This is a genomic window from Streptomyces sp. Je 1-79 (assembly GCF_025195125.1).
Classification (GTDB): Bacteria; Actinomycetota; Actinomycetes; order Streptomycetales; family Streptomycetaceae; genus Streptomyces.
The window spans coordinates 180,673-199,410 of sequence record NZ_JAMGSL010000002.1 but is presented as its reverse complement, the minus strand read 5'-3'; the positions used below and the strand labels follow the sequence as shown (position 1 = coordinate 199,410).

Annotated in this window: 15 protein-coding genes; 11 read left to right on the top strand and 4 right to left on the bottom strand. The window is 71.7% G+C overall.

Annotated features, from left to right (window positions below):
• Nucleotides 1–10: 10 nt before the first annotated feature.
• From M5362_RS03875 to M5362_RS03865, 3 genes are all read left to right on the top strand, one after another.
• On the top strand, nt 11–1,102 hold the full coding sequence (locus M5362_RS03875) for a DUF1996 domain-containing protein (protein WP_260225865.1): 1,092 nt from the start codon (nt 11–13) through the stop codon (nt 1,100–1,102).
• 158 nt (nt 1,103–1,260) lie between these two features.
• Nucleotides 1,261–3,684 carry a glycoside hydrolase family 3 protein gene (locus M5362_RS03870; RefSeq protein ID WP_260225864.1) on the top strand — a complete coding sequence of 808 codons (2,424 nt, stop codon included), beginning with the start codon at nt 1,261–1,263 and terminating at the stop codon, nt 3,682–3,684.
• A gap of 82 nt (nt 3,685–3,766) precedes the next feature.
• Nucleotides 3,767–4,786 (top strand): LacI family DNA-binding transcriptional regulator, encoded by a 1,020-nt coding sequence (locus M5362_RS03865; RefSeq protein ID WP_260225863.1) that lies wholly within the window; start codon nt 3,767–3,769, stop codon nt 4,784–4,786.
• A gap of 178 nt (nt 4,787–4,964) precedes the next feature.
• Here M5362_RS03865 and M5362_RS03860 read toward each other — a convergent pair whose 3' ends face one another.
• The gene (locus tag M5362_RS03860) at nt 4,965–6,275 is read right to left on the bottom strand and encodes an ROK family protein (protein ID WP_260225862.1); all 1,311 of its coding nucleotides are present in this window, start codon (nt 6,273–6,275) and stop codon (nt 4,965–4,967) included.
• A gap of 182 nt (nt 6,276–6,457) precedes the next feature.
• On the opposite strand from M5362_RS03860, the gene M5362_RS03855 reads away from it, so the two are divergent.
• The 5 genes from M5362_RS03855 to M5362_RS03835 all read left to right on the top strand — a co-directional run bounded on the left by M5362_RS03855 (nt 6,458) and on the right by M5362_RS03835 (nt 12,329).
• On the top strand, nt 6,458–7,774 hold the full coding sequence (locus M5362_RS03855) for an extracellular solute-binding protein (RefSeq protein ID WP_260225861.1): 1,317 nt from the start codon (nt 6,458–6,460) through the stop codon (nt 7,772–7,774).
• A gap of 11 nt (nt 7,775–7,785) precedes the next feature.
• A complete protein-coding gene (locus M5362_RS03850) occupies nt 7,786–8,778 on the top strand; it encodes a carbohydrate ABC transporter permease (RefSeq protein ID WP_260225860.1) in 993 nt (330 codons plus the stop codon).
• Nucleotides 8,779–8,812: 34 nt separating this feature from the next.
• Nucleotides 8,813–9,652: a carbohydrate ABC transporter permease gene (locus M5362_RS03845; protein WP_260226159.1), complete on the top strand. Its 840-nt coding sequence runs from the start codon at nt 8,813–8,815 to the stop codon at nt 9,650–9,652.
• Nucleotides 9,653–9,687: 35 nt separating this feature from the next.
• Entirely contained in the window at nt 9,688–11,076 is a 1,389-nt protein-coding gene (locus tag M5362_RS03840) for a GH1 family beta-glucosidase (protein ID WP_260225859.1), read from the top strand.
• Between the two features lie 218 nt (nt 11,077–11,294).
• Nucleotides 11,295–12,329, top strand: a complete 1,035-nt coding sequence (locus M5362_RS03835) for a phosphotransferase family protein (protein WP_260225858.1) — start codon at nt 11,295–11,297, stop codon at nt 12,327–12,329.
• Here M5362_RS03835 and M5362_RS03830 read toward each other — a convergent pair whose 3' ends face one another.
• Entirely contained in the window at nt 12,330–12,821 is a 492-nt protein-coding gene (locus M5362_RS03830) for a nucleotidyltransferase domain-containing protein (protein ID WP_260225857.1), read from the bottom strand.
• 374 nt (nt 12,822–13,195) lie between these two features.
• On the opposite strand from M5362_RS03830, the gene rsgA reads away from it, so the two are divergent.
• From rsgA to M5362_RS03815, 3 genes are all read left to right on the top strand, one after another.
• The gene (rsgA, locus tag M5362_RS03825) at nt 13,196–14,326 is read left to right on the top strand and encodes a ribosome small subunit-dependent GTPase A (protein WP_260225856.1); all 1,131 of its coding nucleotides are present in this window, start codon (nt 13,196–13,198) and stop codon (nt 14,324–14,326) included.
• A 515-nt stretch (nt 14,327–14,841) separates the two neighbouring features.
• The gene (locus M5362_RS03820) at nt 14,842–16,239 is read left to right on the top strand and encodes a DNA-3-methyladenine glycosylase 2 family protein (RefSeq protein WP_260225855.1); all 1,398 of its coding nucleotides are present in this window, start codon (nt 14,842–14,844) and stop codon (nt 16,237–16,239) included.
• A 4-nt stretch (nt 16,240–16,243) separates the two neighbouring features.
• Nucleotides 16,244–16,690, top strand: coding sequence for a GNAT family N-acetyltransferase (locus tag M5362_RS03815; RefSeq protein ID WP_260225854.1), 447 nt, complete (start codon nt 16,244–16,246; stop codon nt 16,688–16,690).
• An 84-nt stretch (nt 16,691–16,774) separates the two neighbouring features.
• Here the strand turns inward: M5362_RS03815 and M5362_RS03810 are convergent, their stop codons facing one another.
• Nucleotides 16,775–17,257 carry a DUF456 domain-containing protein gene (locus M5362_RS03810; protein ID WP_260225853.1) on the bottom strand — a complete coding sequence of 161 codons (483 nt, stop codon included), beginning with the start codon at nt 17,255–17,257 and terminating at the stop codon, nt 16,775–16,777.
• Nucleotides 17,258–17,538: 281 nt separating this feature from the next.
• On the bottom strand, nt 17,539–18,522 hold the full coding sequence (locus M5362_RS03805) for a helix-turn-helix domain-containing protein (RefSeq protein ID WP_260225852.1): 984 nt from the start codon (nt 18,520–18,522) through the stop codon (nt 17,539–17,541).
• Nucleotides 18,523–18,738: the final 216 nt, after the last annotated feature.

Genomic DNA, 18,738 nt, shown 5'->3' with positions numbered 1-18,738 from the left:
GGAGATCCCCATGAGATCGAGTCCGAAGCGGCTCTCCGTACTCCTCGTCGGCACGGCCCTCATCGCCGGCGTCCTCGGCGTCGGTACCATCGCCTCCGCCGCGGGCACGGACAGCGGCACCTCGCCCGCCGTCGTCGCGGCCAACGCTCACAGCGGACACATCATGGCCGCGTCCACCCAGGCCTCTGGCGACGACGCCGACGGAGACGGCTACATCCCGGCCGTGCCCCAGGTCACCGGTGTGACACCGTCCACGGCCACCCCGCCTCCGGCCTACCATCACGAGTTCCAGGCCGGCTGCTCCGTCACCCACACCGCGCCCGACGACCCGATCGTCTACCCGGGCCAGTTCGGCAAGTCCCACGACCACACGTTCATGGGCAACACCTCCACCAACGCCGCCAGCACCACCGGCTCGCTCTACGGAGGCAACACCACCTGCAAGGCGCCCGCGGACTCCTCCGCGTACTGGATGCCCTCGCTCTACAAGGGCGACCAGAAGATCCTGCCCGTGGGCCCCCAGGTCATCTACTACAAGGCGGGCGTCACCGACTACCGGAGCGTGCGGCCCTTCCCCAAGGGTCTGCGGTTCGTCGTCGGCAACCCGATGCAGAGCGCCCAGGAGTTCCGTAACCACAAGGGCTTCGTCGAGGGCTGGGAGTGCGGTGACAGCTTCTTCAACACCGACATCCCGGCGAGCTGTCCGAGCCGGCCCGACGTACAGCTCAATCTGCGCATGCAGGCCCCCAGTTGCTGGAACGGCCTGTACCTCGACACCCCCGACCACAAGAGCCACATGGCTTACCCGGTGGTCAAGCCCGGCACCAACGACAACATGTGCCCGGCCTCCCACCCGGTCGCCCTGCCGATGATCGAGTTCAAGATGGCGTGGCCGGTCAACGGCGACATGAGCCAGGTCCGCCTGGCCAGTGGCCGCGGCTACTCCTTCCACTACGACTTCTTCAACGCGTGGGAGGAGCGCACCCTCAAGGCCCTCGTCGACCACTGCATCGTCGGCGGCCTGCAGTGCGACACACGAGGCTTCGACCTGTACCGCCCCGAACGCGGTGCCGCGCTGAACGCGGACCACCGCCTGCCCTGACCGGGCCGACGGATCCGCCGAAGCCCGGCCGCCCCCGCTCATCCCGGGGGCGGCCGGGCCCTCGATCTGCCTGCCCTTTCCGCACGGCCTTTCGCCGGGCCGGGGCGACGGGCAAGCACAGGGAGAGCGTGTTCTCCCGGAGAGAGCAAGGAGTGGCAATGCGTGAGGACATGCTGGACCGGTTGGTCGAGAAGCTGAGTCCGGAGCAGAAGGTCCGCCTCCTCACCGGCTCCACGACCTGGAGGACGGCCGCCGAGGAGGAGATCGGCCTCAGGGAGATGGTCTGCTCCGACGGCCCGGCGGGTGTGCGAGGAGAGGCATGGGACGAGCGGCGCGCCTCCGCTCTGCTTCCCTCCGCCTCGGCCCTCGGCGCGGCATGGGACGAGCGGCTCCTGACGGACCTGGGAGGACTGCTCGCCTCGGAAGCCGTCCTCAAAGGCGTCGACATCGTGCTCGCGCCCAATCTGAACCTGCACCGCAGCCCCCTGGGAGGGCGCCACTTCGAGTGCTTCTCGGAGGACCCCGAGCTGACCGCCCGTACCGGAGCGGCCCTGATCAGAGGGATCCAGGACCACGGAGTAGCTGCCACGGCCAAACACTTCGTCGCCAACGACTCCGAGACCGACAGGCTCCGCGCCGACGTCCGCGTCTCCGAACGGGCCCTGCGCGAGGTGTACCTCGCCCCCTTCGAAGCAGCTGTGGAAGCCGGCGTCTGGCTGGTCATGGCCGGTTACAACAGCGTCGAGGGCACGACGATGACGGCGCACCCCCTCCTGTCCGAACCGCTCAAGGGCGAATGGGGTTTCGACGGGGCCGTCGTCTCGGACTGGGCCGCCGTCCGTACCACCGAGGAGACGGCCCGGGCGGCGCTCGACCTGGCGATGCCGGGGCCCAGGAGCCCCTGGGCCGCAGAGCTCGTCCAAGCCGTGAGTGACGGCCGCGTCCCCCCGACGGTCATCGACGACAAGGTGCGCAGCCTGCTCCGGCTCGCAGCCCGCGTCGGCGCGTTCGACGAGCACCGGCGCCGGCGTCCGAAGCTGCGGACCGGAGAGGCCCGGTCGCTGCTGCGCCGTGCGGTCGCGGCCGGAACGGTCCTGGCACGCAACGCGGACATCCTGCCGTTCGATGCCGGCACCCTGTCGACGGTGGCGGTCATCGGCGAACACGCCGCAGCACCCCGTGTCCAGGGCGGTGGCAGCGCCGGCGTGTTCCCCTCGGCGGTCGTCACACCGCTCGACGGCATCCGCGCACAACTGCGCGGACGAAGCCGTGTGGTGTACGCCCCGGGCCCCACCTTGAATGTGCCCCCGCCGCCGCTGGACACCGATCGGTGCACGGATCCGAGGTCGGGGGAGCCCGGTGTACTGCTGCGTTGCCTGGACGCCGAAGGACGCGAACTGTATGCGGAGCGGCGCCTGTCGGGCAGGCAGCTCGAACCTGAGGAGGTTCCCGGCGCGCACACGGTGGAGATCAGCGCGCTGCTCCGGCCCGAGACCACCGGCACGTGGACCTTCGGCATGGGCGGCTTCGGCAGGATGTCGCTCAGCATCGACGGGCGCGCCGTCCTCGACGGAACCTACCCCTGCGAAACCGATGACCCGGCGATCGTGCACGTCACCCCACCCCTGCACACCGCGCAGGCGCAGCTGGACAGCAAGTGCCCCGTTCTCCTCGTGGCACGTCGCGAACTCGCCTCCGGCACCGGCCGCGCCACCGTCGTCGCCGCCGCACCGCCGGAGCGCGACCCGGCGGCCGCCCTCGCCGAGGCCGTGGACGCGGCCCGTGGCGCGGACGCCGTGATCGTCGTCGTCGGCACGACGGAGCACAGCGAGACGGAGGGGTACGACCGCACGGACCTGTCCCTCGGCCGCCTTCAGGACGGCCTCGTACGCGCGGTCGCCGCGGCCAACCCCCGAACCGTCGCGGTGGTCAACAGCGGAGGCCCGGTCGAACTGCCCTGGCGCAGCGAGGTGGGCGCACTGCTGCTCGCCTGGTTCCCCGGCCAGGAGGCCGGCGCCGGCCTGGCCGACATCCTCTTCGGCCGCAGCGAGCCGGGCGGCAGGCTTCCCACGACCTGGGCGGCCTCCCTCTCCGACGCGCCCGTCACACGCACCCGGCCCGTCGACGGCCGGCTCGACTATGCGGAGGGCCTGCACATCGGGTACCGCGCCTGGCTCCGCGCAGCACGCGAGCCCGCCTACTGGTTCGGGCACGGCCTGGGCTACACCACCTGGGAGTACGAGCACGTGGACGCACCGGCGCAGATCAGGATCGGAGACCCGTTCACCGTACGGGTGACGCTGCGTAACACCGGAAAGCGCGCGGGGCGTGAGGTCGTCCAGGTCTACATGGCCCGGCCGGGCTCCACCGTGGAGCGCCCCGCGCGGTGGCTTGCCGGCTATGCGGCGGTCCACGCCGACGCGGATCGAACGGCGACAGCCGAGGTGACCGTGGGGCCACGGGCGCTGCGGCACTGGTCTCCCGCGGAGAGAACGTGGCTCACGGAATCCGGACCGTTCAGGATCATGGTGGGACGCTCGGCGGGAGCCATGGAATGGGAGGCGCCGCTGATCGCGGAGTGACACCGGCCGTCCGGCCGGGCCCTGCCTGAGGGCCCGAGAGCGTGCTGTGTGAGCGGGGAAAACGGCGCGTTACAGTGCTGGAGTGAACAAGCGGGGGCCGACCTTGGAGGACGTCGCACGGGAAGCAGGCGTCTCCCGGGCGACGGTGTCGCGTGTCGTGAACGGGGTCCGCAATGTGGACCCCGGGATCCAGGATCTGGTCCGCCAGGCCATCCAGGCCACCGGATACACCCCGAACGGCGCGGCGAGGTCCCTTGTGACGCGACGCGCGGAGACGGTGGCCCTGTTGGTCTCCGGTGCGGGGGACGGCTTCGCCGCCCGTGTCTTCGCCGACCCGTTCTTCGGCCGCATCGTCAGCGGCGCCGTGACGTACCTCCGGGGACGAGCCATGCACCCGGTGCTGATGTTCGCGGAATCGGACGCCGCCAGGGAACAGGTGGTCGACTACCTCCGTCAGGGAAGCGCGGACGGCGCCCTCGTCGTGTCCATCCAAGCCGACGACCCTCTGCCTCGGATGCTCGTCGACGCCCGGGTGCCGACCGTGCTCTTCGCCCGGCCGCCCCACCCGTTGCCGGTGAGCTACGTGGACATGGACCATTACCAGGGCGGGCGGCTGGCCGCCGAACACCTCCTGGCTCGCGGGTGCCTGCACCCGGCGGCGATCAGCGCGCCGCAGGATCTGCCGGCCGGTCGTGACAGACTCGCCGGATTCCGTGACGCCCTCGCTCATGCGGGTCAGGACCCCGCGCCGGTGGTCGAGGGCAACTTCACCCTCGACAGCGGTGCCGCAGCCATGATCCGTCTGCTGGACAGCCACCCCGAGACCGACGGCGTTTTCGTGGCCAACGATCTGATGGCCCAGGGAGCCTGTCAGGTCCTGCGCGAGCAGGGGCGACGCGTACCCGCCGACGTGGCCGTCGTCGGTTTCGACGACTCCACCGTCGCGGTCACCTGCCGGCCGCCACTGACAACCGTGCGTCAGCCGGTCGAGAAGATGGCCGCCGCGATGGCGGAATTGCTGGCGGGCCATCTTCAAGGGGCTGGGCGCGGGCCTGCGCGCGTGCTTTTCGACCCCGAACTCGTCGTGCGTGAGTCGGCCTGAGGGAACGGGCAGGACCAGGAACTCGCCCGGCTCGACCGTAGCGGCTGGCACAGCTGTACGTGTTCGATCACCAGGGCCGGAGAATCCGTCCCGCACCGGACGGCGTGCTGGGTCTGGACCGACCGGGGGAGCGCCGCGATCCGGCCCGCCGGCCCTGCGCGCCGGGCGGACAGCACCTTCAATGTGCCGCCCGTTGACGGAGCGAGGTCTTCCACGCCGGCGCCGTCTCCTCGATCTCCGGCGGCTCCCGGCGACCTCCCTGGGCGAAGAAGTCGGCGAGCGGCAGGATCGCGGCGCCGACCGTGACGGCGTCCGGCCCGAGGGTGCCGAGTTCGACGCTCACGCGGGAGGCGGGGTAGGAAAGGGCGTAGAGGGCGGCGTACTCCGTGACGCTGTCGAGGAACCGGGCACCGAGCTGAAGGCCCGCCCATCCTCCGACGAGGATCCGCTCGGGCTGGAAGAGGTTGATCAGGTCGGCGAATCCGGCGCCCAGGTACTCGGCGGTCTCCTCCAGGACGGCCAGTGCGGTCGTATCGGCCTGCACCCCCGGGTCGGGCGGGTAGGCGGCGGCGAGAAGCGCCGTCAGAGCAGTCTCCTCGTCCGCGCCGTCCGGAGGACCGCCGCCGGCTTCCCGCCAGCGCTCCAGGAGCGCTTCCGCTCCGGCGTAGGCCTCCAGGCAGCCCTGGGCTCCGCAGCGGCAGCGGCGCCCGCGGACGCGTACTTTCAGATGTCCCCATTCGATGGCCCGGGCGGAGCGCGGGTCGTCGCTGACGACACACGCGCCGACCCCGGACCCGAAGAGCACCACGACGGCGCTGCCGGCTCCGCGTCCGGCACCGAACCACATCTCGGCCTGACCGAGCGTCTTGGCCCCGTTGTCGATGAAGTACGGCACCGACTGCGGCAGCGGTACCGACTCGCGCAACAACCGTTCCAGAGGCACGGCGTCCCAGCGGACCGTCTGCCCGTGCACCACAGCGCCGTCCTCCGGTGTCCTGGCGACGATACCGGGGACTCCCACGCCCACGCCCAGTAGCTTCTCGGGCCCGACCCCTGCCTGTCGGACGACCTCCTCGATGCCGGCACGCACGTGCGCGACGACGACGGCGACGTCGTAACGGTCCTCTCTTCGCGGCCCGTTGGCGGCGAGAGGCTTCTCGACGCGCGCGAGCTCGGTGAGGGCCAGATCGAAGAGTTCGACCCGGACCCGCGTCTCACCGACGTCGACGCCGATCATGTAGGCACTGTCCTGGCGGATGCGCAGGAGCGTGCGGGGCCGGCCGCCGGCGGAGTCCACGCTGCCGGCCTCCTCCACCAGGCCGTCCGCGACCAGTTCCGCGACCACGTTGCTGACAGACCCCGAGCTGAGGCCCGTGGCCGGCCCGAGTGCGAGGCGGCTCAGAGGCCCGTCGAAATACAACCGTTGCAAAACCGCCGTGCGGCTCTCCCTCCGCAGGTCACGCACGGTACGACCGCTGCGCACTCTCACCGGACACCCACTTCCCTAGGTCCTACGGCGCAACATACCGGTGCGGCACCTCTTGACGCGACCTTCCCCCGAGGATTAACTCACATCCTAAATTAAGCCGAGAGGCCGATCAGGTCTCCTGCGGGACGCAGCTCCCTCATCTCCCTCGGCTTTCGCCATCCCTGATAAGGACTCGTGGACCCATGCGCAGAATCAGAGTCGCGGCTGTCGGTGCCGTCACCCTCTCCCTCGTCCTCACGGCGGCTGCCTGCGGCGGCGGTTCCGCCGGCGGATCCGGGTCCAACGAGCAGCCCAAGACCCTCACCTACTGGGCGTCCAACCAGGGCGCCAGCATCGAGGTCGACAAGAAGGTCCTCCAGCCCGAGCTCGACAAGTTCGAGAAGCAGACCGGCATCAAGGTCAAGCTGGAGGTCGTGCCCTGGTCGGACCTGCTCAACCGGATCCTCACCGCGACCACCTCCGGCCAGGGCCCCGACGTCCTCAACATAGGCAACACCTGGAGCGCCTCCCTCCAGTCCACCGGCGCCCTGCTGCCCTGGGACGCGAAGAACTTCGAGGCCATCGGCGGCGAGGACCGCTTCGTCGAGTCCGCCCTCGGCTCCACCGGCGTCCAGGCCCAGGACCCGGCCGCCGTCCCGCTGTACTCGATGGCCTACGCGCTCTACTACAACAAGAAGATGTTCAAGGACGCCGGCATCGAGAAGCCGCCGGCGACCTGGGACGAGCTGGCCGCCACCGGCAAGCGCCTGAGCAAGGACGGCAAGTGGGGGATCGGGGTCGAGGGCTCCAACCTCTCCAACAACATCCACCAGGTCTTCGTCCTCGGAAAGCAGCACGGAGCCGACTTCTTCACCGCCGACGGCAAGGCCGACTTCACCTCCGACAGCGCGGTGGCCGCCGTCAAGCAGTACGTCGACCTCATGGCCACGCACAAGATCGTCGCCCCCGGCAACGCCGAGTACTCCCAGAACCAGTCCCTCAGCGACTTCGCCAAGGACAAGACCGCCATGGTCCTGTGGCAGACCGCCTCTGCCACGTTCAAGGCGCAGGGCATGGACGACGACGAGTGGGGCGTCGCCCCCGCCCCGGTCCCGGCCGGCAGGCCCGGAGCGGGCCAGCAGACCAACTCCATGGTCGCCGGCATCAACATGGCCGTCTTCAAGAACACCAAGAACATCGACGGCGCGCTGAAGTTCGTGAAGTTCATGACCAGCGACGAGGAGCAGAAGACCCTCAACCAGGCCTACGGCTCCATCCCCCCGGTCAAGAGCGCCCAGCAGGACCCCGCCTTCAGCACCCCGGCCCTGACGGTCCTCCGCGACACCCTCGCCACCAGCGCCGCCGCCCTGCCGCAGGTCCCGGAGGAGTCGCAGTTCGAGACGGTCGTCGGCACCGCGGTCAAGGAACTGTTCGCCGAGGCCGCCGCCGGCCGGCCGGTCACCACGGAGTCGGTGAAGGCCAAGCTCGAAAAGGCCCAGCAGCAGATGCCCAAGAAGTAGGCCGCCCCGCCATGACCGAAACCGCCGTCGCTCACCCGACCGAGCCGGCGGTGCGCAAGGCCACACCCGGAGAGGCGCGCCCCCCGCGCCGCTCCGGGCGGCGCCGCATCGCACTGCCGTACCTCCTGCTCCTGCCCGCCCTGCTCCTTGAACTCCTCGTCCACCTCGTCCCGATGCTCATGGGCATCACCATGAGCTTCCGCGAGCTCACCCAGTTCTACATCCGGAACTGGTCCGAGGCGCCCTGGTCGGGGCTGGACAACTACACCGTCGCGATCGACTTCGACGCCCCCGTGGGCCAGGCGCTCCTCAAGTCGTTCCTGACCACGTGCATGTTCACCGTCCTGTCCGTGGGCCTGTGCTGGCTCCTGGGGACGGCCGCCGCGGTCTTCCTCCAGGAGAACTTCCGAGGCCGCGGTTTCCTCAGGACCCTGTTCCTCGTCCCGTACGCGCTGCCCGTCTACGCCGCCGTCATCACCTGGGCGTTCATGTTCCAGCGGGACAACGGCATCATCAACCACGTCCTGCACGACCAGTTGGGCATCGGCGACAGCCCCGCCTTCTGGCTCATCGGCGACAACAGCTTCTGGGCCCTGCTGACCGTCTCCGTGTGGAAGGGCTGGCCGTTCGCCTTCCTCACCGTCATGGCGGGACTGCAGAACATCCCCCGGGACATGTACGAGGCGGCCGCCCTCGACGGGGCCGGCGTGTGGAAGCAGATCCGGCACATCACCCTGCCGTCCCTGCGCTCCGTCAACCAGGTCCTCGTGCTCGTCCTCTTCCTCTGGACGTTCAACGACTTCAACACGCCGTTCGTGCTCTTCGGCAAGGCCGCACCCGAAGCCGCGGACCTGATCTCCCTCCACATCTACCAGTCGTCCTTCCAGACGTGGAACTTCGGCACCGGCTCGGCCATGTCCGTCCTGCTGCTGCTCTTCCTCCTCGTCGTCACGGGCGTCTACCTCCTGCTCACCACCCGCGGAAGGAAGACCTCCGATGTCTGAGCACGCAGCCCGGCGCACGGCTCCACGGTCGCCCATGGCGGCACCCCGCTCGTTCCTGTGGACCCGGCGGATCTTCCTCACCGTGCTCACCACCTTCGTGCTGCTGCCGGTGTACGTGATGATCTCCAGCTCCCTCAAGCCCCTCGAGGACGTCTCGGGGAAGTTCCAGTGGATCCCCTCCGGGCTCACGATCCGCCCCTACTTCGACATCTGGGAGACGGTCCCGCTCGCCGACTACTTCGTGAACTCGATCGTCGTCGCCGGCGCGGCCACGGTGTTCTCGGTGGCCGTCGCGATCTTCGCCGCGTACGCCGTCAGCCGCTACTCCTTCCGCGGCAAGCGGGTCTTCACGGTGACGGTCCTCTCGACGCAGATGTTCCCCGGCATCCTCTTCCTGCTGCCGCTTTTCCTCATCTACGTCAACCTCGGCAACGCCACCGGCATCGCGCTCTTCGGCTCGCGCGAGGGTCTGATCCTCACCTATCTGACCTTCTCGCTGCCGTTCTCCATCTGGATGCTGACCGGCTACTTCGACTCGATCCCGCGCGAACTCGACGAGGCCGCCAAGGTCGACGGCTGCGGGCCGATCAGGGCGCTGTTCCGGGTGATCATCCCGGCCGCGATGCCCGGCATCGTCGCCGTCGCGATCTACGCCTTCATGACGGCCTGGGGCGAGGTCCTCTTCGCCTCCGTCATGACCAACGACACCACGCGCACCCTCGCCGTCGGGCTCCAGGGGTACGCCACCCTGAACGACGTCTACTGGAACCAAGTGATGGCCGCCTCCCTCGTGGTGAGCGTCCCCGTCGTCGTCGGCTTCCTGCTCCTCCAGCGCTATCTCGTCGCCGGCCTCACCGCAGGCGCGGTCAAGTGACGACCTTCTCCACACCGACCACGAAGGGGTTCTCCGTGTCCGAATCCACCGACTCCCAGCCGCTCGATCTGGAGGCTTTCCCTCCGTCCTTCGCCTGGGGCACGGCGACGTCCGCCTACCAGATCGAGGGCGCCGTCGCCGAGGACGGCCGCGCCCCCTCCATCTGGGACACCTTCTCCCGTACCCCCGGCGCGATCGACAACGGCGACAACGGCGACACCGCCTGCGACCACTACCACCGCTGGCCCGAGGACCTCGCCCTGATGAAGGGCCTCGGCACCGACGCGTACCGCCTCTCCCTCGCCTGGCCGCGCGTCGTCCCCGGCGGCGACGGGCCGGTCAACGCCGCCGGACTCGACTTCTACGACCGGCTCGTCGACGCCCTCCTCGACGCGGGCATCGCCCCGTCCGTCACCCTCTACCACTGGGACCTGCCGCAGGCCCTCCAGGACCGGGTCCAGGACAGCCGCGGCGGCTGGACCGAGCGGGCCACCGCCGAACACCTCGCCGCGTACGCCTCCGTCGTCGCCGAGCGCCTCGGCGACCGCGTCACCCAGTGGACCACCCTCAACGAACCCCTCTGCTCGGGCTGGATCGGCCACCTGGAAGGCCGCATGGCCCCCGGATTCACCGACCTGACGGCCGCCGTCCGCGCCTCGTACCACCTGCTGCTCGGCCACGGACTCGCCACCCAGGCCATCCGCGCCGCCGCCCCCGGCGCGCGCGTCGGCCTCGTCACCAACCACTCCACCGTCGCCCCCGCCTCCACACGGCCCGAGGACATCGCGGCCGCCGCCCGCATGGACGGCCACACCAACCGCTGGTGGCTCGACCCGGTGTACGGCCGCGGCTTCCCCGCCGACATGCGCGAGCTGTACGGCGTCGAACTGCCCGAGCAGGCCGGTGACATGGAGACCATCGCGGCCCCGCTCGACTGGCACGGCCTCAACTACTACTTCCCGGTGACCGTCGCCGACGACCCCGCGGGCCCCGTCCCGCACGCCCGCGAGGTCCGTCTCCCCGACGTCCCCCGCACGGGCATGGACTGGCAGATCGACGCCGGCGGCCTGGAGGCCTTCCTGCTGCGCCTCACCGACGACTACGGAGTACGCGAGCTGTACGTCACCGAGAACGGCTCGGCCTTCCCCGACACCGTCGGCCCCGACGGCGCGGTCCACGACCCCGAGCGCACCCGCTACCTGGAACAGCACCTGGCCGCCTGCGCCCGCGCCCTCCGCAAGGGCGCCCCGCTCGCCGGGTACTACGCCTGGTCCCTGCTCGACAACTTCGAATGGGCCTACGGCTACGACAAGCGCTTCGGCCTCGTCCACGTCGACTACGCGACCCAGAAGCGGACCGTGAAGACGAGCGGCCGACGGTACGCGGACATCATCCGCGCCCACCGGGCGACGACCACCGACTGATCGGAAACCCGTGACGAGCCTCCGGAAGGCTGCCCTCCTGGGGCCCTTCCGGAGGCCGAGGCCGCAGCACTCTCCCGCAGGAGGCGGTCACGCCTACGGTACGGGCGGGGACCGGCCACCGGGCTCCACCAGCGCACACGGCGGAGCGCCCGGCGGGGCCTGCCGTGCGCTACACCGCTCCGACTCCCCGCCCAGGTTCCCCCCGGCAGGAGCCGCCCATGGCCACCACGACCGCCCCGTCGTCTCCCTCGGAACCCGGCGACGCCGACGAACTCACCGCCGAGCGGCTGCGTCCCGTCCTCGGCGCGGTCACGGTCGCCCGTGACACCGCCCTCAGCGGGGGCCTCTACAACTCCGTCCGCCTGCTCGAACTCACCGACGGACGGCGTCTGATACTCAAGACCGCGCCCCTAGCGAGCGCTCCCGCTCTCGCTCACGAGCAGGGGCTCCTCGGCACCGAGGCGCTCTTCCACCGTCTCGCCGCCGGAGCGGGTGTCCAGGCGCCCACCGTCCTCCACCACCAGCCCTCCGGCCGTGGCGCGCCCGCCGAGTGGCTGCTTCTCTCCTACCTCGACGGCGCCACATGGGACGCCGCCCGCGACTGGCTCACCCCAGCCGACCGCACCGTGCTGCGCCGCCGGCTGGGCGAGTGCCTGGCCCGGGTCGCCACCGTCACCGGCCCGGCGTACGGATACCCGCAGAGCGCCGCCGGCCTTTCCACCCCCGACTGGCCCTCCGCCTTCACCGGCATGCTGCGTGCCGTCCTCGCCGACGCCGGCCGGTTCGGCGTCACCCTGCCTGCCCCGGCCGCCGAGTTCGCCGGACTGCCCGTGCGGTTCGGCCACCGGCTCGCGGAGGTCCGTCGTCCCGCGCTCGTCCACTTCGACGCCTGGGAAGGCAACATCGTCCTGGCCCGGGACGTCGACGGCTCATGGTCTCTGGCCGGCCTCATCGACGGCGAACGCGCCTTCTTCGGCGACCCCCTGGCCGAACTCGTCGGGCTCGACCCCCTCGGTGCGGCCGAGGACGACGCCGACCTCATGGCCGGGTACCGCTCCGTCACACCCGGCCTGACCGTCGACACCGGCGCCCGCGTACGGCTCGCCCTCTACCGTGTCTACCTCGCCCTCGTCATGCGCGTGGAGGCCGCTCCCCGCGCCTACGGCGGAGACTTCGCGTCCTGGCTCGACACCTGGTCCGCCGACCGCCTCACGGAGCAGCTCGCGGTACTGGACACCCTCCGGGCGTCGTGATCAGAAGTGCGTTGCGATGCCGAAGACGCGGCGGAGTCGGTCCATGTCGTGACGATCACGTTCCGAGGGCTCGTAGCCCTGGTGGAAGTGGACCTGCTGTTCGGCAGACAAGCACGGGACTGACGTCCCAAGGAGGGTGCCCGTCACGAAGCACGAGGTCGGGTAGGCGAAGGGACGCTCGGGTTCGGGTGACGCCTGCACTGCTGAGCCGTCATCTGCGAAGACCAGCGGGTGGAGGTCGATCTCTCGCCCGTCCGGTGCCGTCACGACGAATCGGATGGGCCTCCAGTCCAGGGTCTCCACGAAACCGGCCTCATGGAGCGCCGCCACCACGACGTCCTCCTGGTCCTGCCGGTGCATCAGGTCCAGGTCCCGATGGTCTCGCGTCTGCTCGCCGACCAGTGCGTCGATCCCCCATCCTCCACCGATCCAGACGTCCGCCTTCGCTCGCCGTAGGAGAGCCAGGACGGACAACACGTCTTCAGCAGTCATCACCTGACGCAGGCTAGGAGCGTTCGCCCAGGGCCGCGAACGGTTTCCGGCCCGTCAGCCTTCCGCCGGCTGTCGGGGGCGTTCAGGTGAAGCCCTGGCTTTAATCAGGTGGTGCCCTGCCGTGGGGTGGGGCTATGGTTCTGCTCGTTCCCAGGCGCGGCTGTGTGTCGTTGCCGGGGGGCGCGGTCTCGGTTCGTTGGTTCGTTGGTTCGTTGAGAAGAAGCAGGAGGTGAGGACATTGATGACTGTCATGGTGACGGGCGCTGCCCGCATTCAGGAGTTCATCGTTTCCACCCCTGTGGTCTCCGGCTGACAACCCACTTGACTTCCGCGCGCCTAGCGCGCCGCCGGGGCCGCCCTTCGAAGGGTTCCCCTTGTTCAACGCTTCGCTCAACACGTCTTCCACTTCTGATGCTCAGCACGTCCTCGCCGCCCACGGCTGGGATGAAGGCTGGGAAGCGGAGTTCGCTCCGTACGCCGAGCAGGGGCTTCTGCCCGGCCGGGTCCTGCGGGTCGACCGCGGTCAGTGCGACCTGGTCACCCCGATCGGCACCCTGCGGGCCGACACCGAGTTCGTCGTGCCCCGCGACCCGCTGAAGGTCGTCTGCACGGGCGACTGGGCCGCGGTCGACCCGACCGGCGATCCCCGCTACGTACGGGCGCTCCTCCCGCGCCGGACGGCGTTCGCGCGGTCCACGTCGTCCAAGCGTTCCGAGGGCCAGATCCTCGCCGCCAACGTCGACCACGCGATCATCACCGTCTCGCTCGCCGTCGAGCTGGACCTCGGCCGCGTCGAGCGCTTCCTCGCCCTCGCCTGGGAGTCCGGTGCCCAGCCGCTCGTCGTACTCAGCAAGGCCGACCTCGTGCCCGACCCGGTCGGCCTCTCGTACCTCGTCGAGGACGTGCAGAGCGCGGCGCCCGGCGTGCAGGTGATTCCCGTCAGTTCCACCACCGGCGAGGGGCTCGACGTGCTCGGGGCGGTCGTGGCGGGCGGCACCAGTGTGCTGCTCGGCGTCTCCGGCGCCGGCAAGTCCACGCTCGCCAACACGCTCCTCGGCGAGGACGTCATGACCGTCCAGGCCGCCCGTGACGTGGACGGCAAGGGCCGTCACACCACGACCACGCGCAACCTGCTCGTGATGCCCGGGGGCGGTGTCCTCATCGACACCCCGGGGCTGCGCGGGGTCGGGCTCTGGGACGCCGAGGCCGGCGTCGGCCAGGTCTTCTCGGAGATCGAGGGCCTCGCCGAGGAGTGCCGCTTCCACGACTGCGCCCACGAGGCGGAGCCCGGCTGCGCCGTGACAGCCGCGGTGGACGACGGCACGCTCTCGGTCCGCCGGCTGGAGAGCTACCGCAAGCTCCTGCGCGAGAACCAGCGCATCGTCGCCAAGACGGACGCCCGCATGCGGGCCGAGATGCTCAAGGACTGGAAGCGCAAGGGCGCGGAGGGCCGCGCGGCACTGGAGGCCAAACGCGGCCCCCGCACCCGCCACGCGGACCGCTAGCCGGCCCGGCACACGAGCGGCCGGCCGGGCCGGCGGCCCGGAGCCGCCCGGGCCGAGCCGACCGCCCGCCCAGCCCCCGGGCCCGCCGGGTCCGCCGGGTCCGCCGGGTCCGTCGGGCCGGTCGGCCGCCCGGGGCGAGCAGAGCCCCTCGGTCCGAGCGGGCGCCCGGGGGGAGCCGCCCGGGCGTCGCACGGCGGCGCCGCCCGGCTCGCCGGACCCGGCGGCCGCCCGGGGCGAGCCGGCGCGGCGCCCGCACCCGGCACGCGGGCCGGTAGCCGGACCCGCGCACGATCGGCCGGGCGGGCAAGAGCCCGCCCGGCCGGGTCCGCCGGGTCCGCCGGACCGGGCGGCCGCCCGCCCGAGCCACCCGCCCGAGCCGCCCGGCTGAGCCACCCGGCCGAGCCACCCGCCGGGCGCACGGCGGCGGCGCCTGGCCGGGCCCGCCGCCGGCCCCCGGCAGCGTCGTGTCCGAAAACCGCCAGGCGGGGGGCGTCGGGTCCCGCACACTGGAGGGCGTGAGGCATCAGGGAACCAGGCCGGAGAGCGGCGAGGACACGCGGTACCAGGCGGTCAGCAGTCGGGACGCGCGGTTCGACGGTGCGTTCTTCTTCGCCGTCGAGACGACCGGGATCTACTGCCGCCCCAGCTGCCCCGCCGTCACGCCCAAGCGGAAGAACGTCACGTTCTTCCCGACCGCGGCCGCCGCCCAGGGCCACGGCTTCCGCGCCTGCCGGCGGTGCCGGCCGGACGCCGTGCCCGGTTCCGCCGAGTGGAACGTCCGTGCCGACATCGTCGGGCGCGCCATGCGGATGATCGGTGACGGCGTCGTCGACCGCGAGGGCGTCCCCGGCCTCGCCGGACGCCTCGGCTACAGCCCCCGCCAGGTGCAGCGACAGCTCACCGCCGAACTCGGCGCCGGCCCCGTCGCCCTCGCCCGCGCCCAGCGCGCGCACACCGCCCGGCTGCTCCTGCAGACCACCGGGCTGCCGGTCACCGAGATCGCCTTCGCCTCCGGCTTCGCCAGCGTGCGCCAGTTCAACGACACGATCCGCCGCATCTACGCCCGTACCCCCACCGAACTGCGCGCCGAGTCCGGCACCGGCGCGGGGCCCCGTACCGCACTCGCCGCCGGGGTGCCGCTGCGGCTCGCCCACCGGGGCCCGTACGCCGCCCGCGAGGTCTTCGACCTGCTCTCCGCCGAGGCCGTGCCCGGCGTCGAGGAGGTGCTCTCCGGCCCCGGCCCCGGCGCCCGCACCTACCGCCGTACGCTCCGCCTCCCGTACGGCATCGGCATCGTCTCCGTCGACGAGCGCGCCGCCGGGCCCTGGCTCGACGCCCGGATCCACCTCACCGACCTGCGCGACCTGACCACCGCCGTCCAGCGGCTGCGCCGCCTCCTCGACCTGGACGCCGATCCGTACGCCGTCGCCGAGCGCCTCGGCGCCGACCCCGCCCTCGCCGGCCGGGTCGCCGCCCGCCCCGGCCTGCGGTCGCCGGGTGCGGCCGAACCGGAGGAGTTCGCGCTCCGGACCGTGGTCGGCCCGGACGAGGCGGCGCGGCTCGTCCAGACCCACGGCACGCCCCTGGACAACGCCTGCTCCACCCTGACCCGCCTCTTCCCCGAACCCGCCGCGCTCACCGCCCACCCCCAGGCGGGCCCGCTCGCCGCCGCGCTCGCCGACGGTGCCGTACGCCTCGACCCCGGCGCCGACCGCGACGAGGCCGAGCGCGCCCTGCGCGCCGTCCCCGGTGTCACCGCCGTCCACGCCGCCGTGATCCGTATGCGGGCCCTCGGCGACCCCGACGTGGACCCGCAGGCCGACCCGGAGGCGCGCCCGGAGTCCGACGCCTGGCGGCCCTGGCGGTCGTACGCACACCGGTACCGGGCGCTCGTGCCCCTACCGGCACAATGACCCCATGATCGACACAGACCTGCTCGGACCCGACGACCGCGACGCCTGGGAGCGTCTCTTCCGCGCCTACATCGACTTCTACGGCCGCAGCGAGCCCGACGCCATGTACGAGCGCGCCTGGCAGGCCTTCCAGGACGGCACGCGGCTGCACGCGCGGGCAGCCAGGCTCGACGGGCGTCTCGTCGGCTTCACCCACTTCTTCGTCCACCCCAGCACCTCGGGGCCGGACGTCTGCTATCTCCAGGACCTGTTCACCGACCCCGAGGCGCGCGGCCGGGGCGTGGCGCGCGCCCTGATCGCGGCCGTCGCGGAGTGGGCGCGGGAGCAGGGCTGCGACCGGGTCTACTGGAACACCCAGGCGTCCAACACCACCGCCCGCCATCTCTACGACAAGGTCGCCCGCGACACCGGCTTCATCAAGTACCAGATCGATCTTCCAAAGGATTCGTGAGGGTTCATGAGGTTCGCGACGGGTTCGGGACGGGTTCCCGACGGGCTCGCGAAGGCCCCGGCTGTCGTACGGCCCATGGCGACCTCAGCCCCAGATCACCGCCCCCGCCCACGCGCCGACGATCAGCAGGCAGGCGAACATCTCCACCAGGATGCTCGTCCCCGCCGCCCGCATCACCTTCCGCGTGGAGGCCCTGGCCTGGCCGTGACCGCCCAGGCGGAGCCGTTCGCAGAGGTAGATCCCGCCGATGAAACCGGGGACGGCGCCGACCACGGGGATCAGGATGAAGCCCAGGAACGCGCCCACCCCCGCGTACGTGACCATCCGCCGCGTGATGCCGACGCCCCGGATCCGGCGCTGCGGCAGCAGCCACACCACCACCTGGGTGAGCAGGAGCAGTGCGGTCGAGGCGACCAGCAGGATCCAGGCGAGGCCGCTCTGCTCGTGCAGCGACCACCAGAGCATGGCCGCCCACACCAGCCAGGGCCCCGGCACGCCGGGAGCCAGTACCCCGAACAGGCCGAGCAGCATCACCATCGCGACGAGCAACAGCTGCCACACACCCATCTGCCCAGCGTGCAGGACCCATGATCTCCCCGCAGGTCGCAGGGTACGTACGGGGGGCCCACCCGCCCGTCCGGCTCCGCCATCCGGGTTCGACCGCCCGGCACCCTACCGGCCCTGGCTCCACCATCCGGGTCGACCGCCCGGCGCCCTACCGGCCCTGGCTCCGGCGCCCTACCGGCCGCCCCCGCGCCCCGTGTCGCCCCCTGGCGCGCCACCGGCCCCGCGCCCCGGGTCGACCCCTCGCCGCGCCACCGGACCCGCCGCCCGGGCCCCCGGCCCCCCTACCGCCGAGCCACCCACCCCTTCTCGTACGCGTGCCAGCCCAGCTGGAGCCGGGTCGTCACGCCCGAGAGCTCCATCAGGCCCTTGACCCGCCGCTGCACCGTGCGCAGGCCCAGATCGAGCTGTTTGGCCACGCTCGCGTCCGTCATGCCGGCCAGCAGCAGCGAGAGGATCTCCAGGTCCGTCACGTCGGGGCCCGGCGCCTCCGTCTCCGTGACCTGCGCGCTCGCCCCGAGCCGCAGCGGCAGCGCGTCGCGCCAGACCGCCTCGAAGAGGCCCATCAGGGACTCCAGGAGCCCGCTCGCGTGCACCACGAGCGCGGCAGGCTCCGCCCCGCGGCCCGTCAGCGGGACCATCGCCAGGGCCCGGTCCGCGACCACCAGCTTCGTGGGGACCCGGTCCACCACGCGGATCTGCTCGTCACGGCCGAGCGCGGCCGACAGCTCGACGATCCCCGACGGCAGGGTCAGCACCTCCCGCTCGACGACCACCCGGTAGGACACGCCCCGCCCGGCCGCCAGCTCCTCGGCGTCGTTGTCCATCCCGGAGACCGCGATCGGCTTGCCCGACACCAGCGCGCAGACCTCGTCGGTCGCGCCCAGCTGGAGCTGGAGGAACCGGTGGGTGACGGCGCTCGCGCCGGTCACCACCTCCACCAGGTCGTGGACGGCCGGCTCCGCCGCCTCCGCGCGGTACTCCTCGGCGAGCAGCGCCGCCGCCAGCTCCGCCTGCTCCAGCTCGTGGCGCTGCTGGGTGAGGAGCGCGCCCAGCGCCACCCCCGGCGGCGCCGCGACCCACCGCCCGGTCCGGGCCGAGGACTGCGCGGCCAGCCCCTGCGACTCCAGGCGCCGCAGCGCCCGCTCGGTGTCGGTCTCGGGCAGGGCGAGCCGGTGCGCGAGGTCCGTCACCTCGGCCGCGCCCAGCGCGACGAGCGCGCGGTACGCCGACTCCTGCCGCTCGTCGAGACCTATCGCTCCCAGCATCGCTGCCCCACCCCTCGCCGGACGTCCCGGGATGTCCCGGACATTCCCCGGACGTTCACCGGACGCATTCGTTCCGTTGGTGCCCTGGCGGGAATCGGCCACGACGCATTCCCGCCGCGCACATCATCCCTGCACCACCCTCACCTCTGCCAATGTGGCGGCACCGCAGCACCAACAGCCTCCGGGCACAGGGCCCTTTGCCTGCCTATGCCCGGA

What these genes read in the sequence shown, in the direction of transcription:
- M5362_RS03875 (WP_260225865.1), top strand. Translation starts at nt 11, where the DNA reads ATGAGATCGAGTCCGAAGCGGCTCTCCGTACTCCTCGTCGGCACGGCC.
- M5362_RS03870 (WP_260225864.1), top strand. Translation starts at nt 1,261, where the DNA reads ATGCGTGAGGACATGCTGGACCGGTTGGTCGAGAAGCTGAGTCCGGAG.
- M5362_RS03855 (WP_260225861.1), top strand. Translation starts at nt 6,458, where the DNA reads ATGCGCAGAATCAGAGTCGCGGCTGTCGGTGCCGTCACCCTCTCCCTC.
- M5362_RS03850 (WP_260225860.1), top strand. Translation starts at nt 7,786, where the DNA reads ATGACCGAAACCGCCGTCGCTCACCCGACCGAGCCGGCGGTGCGCAAG.
- M5362_RS03845 (WP_260226159.1), top strand. Translation starts at nt 8,813, where the DNA reads ATGGCGGCACCCCGCTCGTTCCTGTGGACCCGGCGGATCTTCCTCACC.
- M5362_RS03835 (WP_260225858.1), top strand. Translation starts at nt 11,295, where the DNA reads ATGGCCACCACGACCGCCCCGTCGTCTCCCTCGGAACCCGGCGACGCC.
- M5362_RS03830 (WP_260225857.1), bottom strand. Translation starts at nt 12,821, where the DNA reads ATGACTGCTGAAGACGTGTTGTCCGTCCTGGCTCTCCTACGGCGAGCG.
- M5362_RS03815 (WP_260225854.1), top strand. Translation starts at nt 16,244, where the DNA reads ATGATCGACACAGACCTGCTCGGACCCGACGACCGCGACGCCTGGGAG.
- M5362_RS03810 (WP_260225853.1), bottom strand. Translation starts at nt 17,257, where the DNA reads ATGGGTGTGTGGCAGCTGTTGCTCGTCGCGATGGTGATGCTGCTCGGC.
- M5362_RS03805 (WP_260225852.1), bottom strand. Translation starts at nt 18,522, where the DNA reads ATGCTGGGAGCGATAGGTCTCGACGAGCGGCAGGAGTCGGCGTACCGC.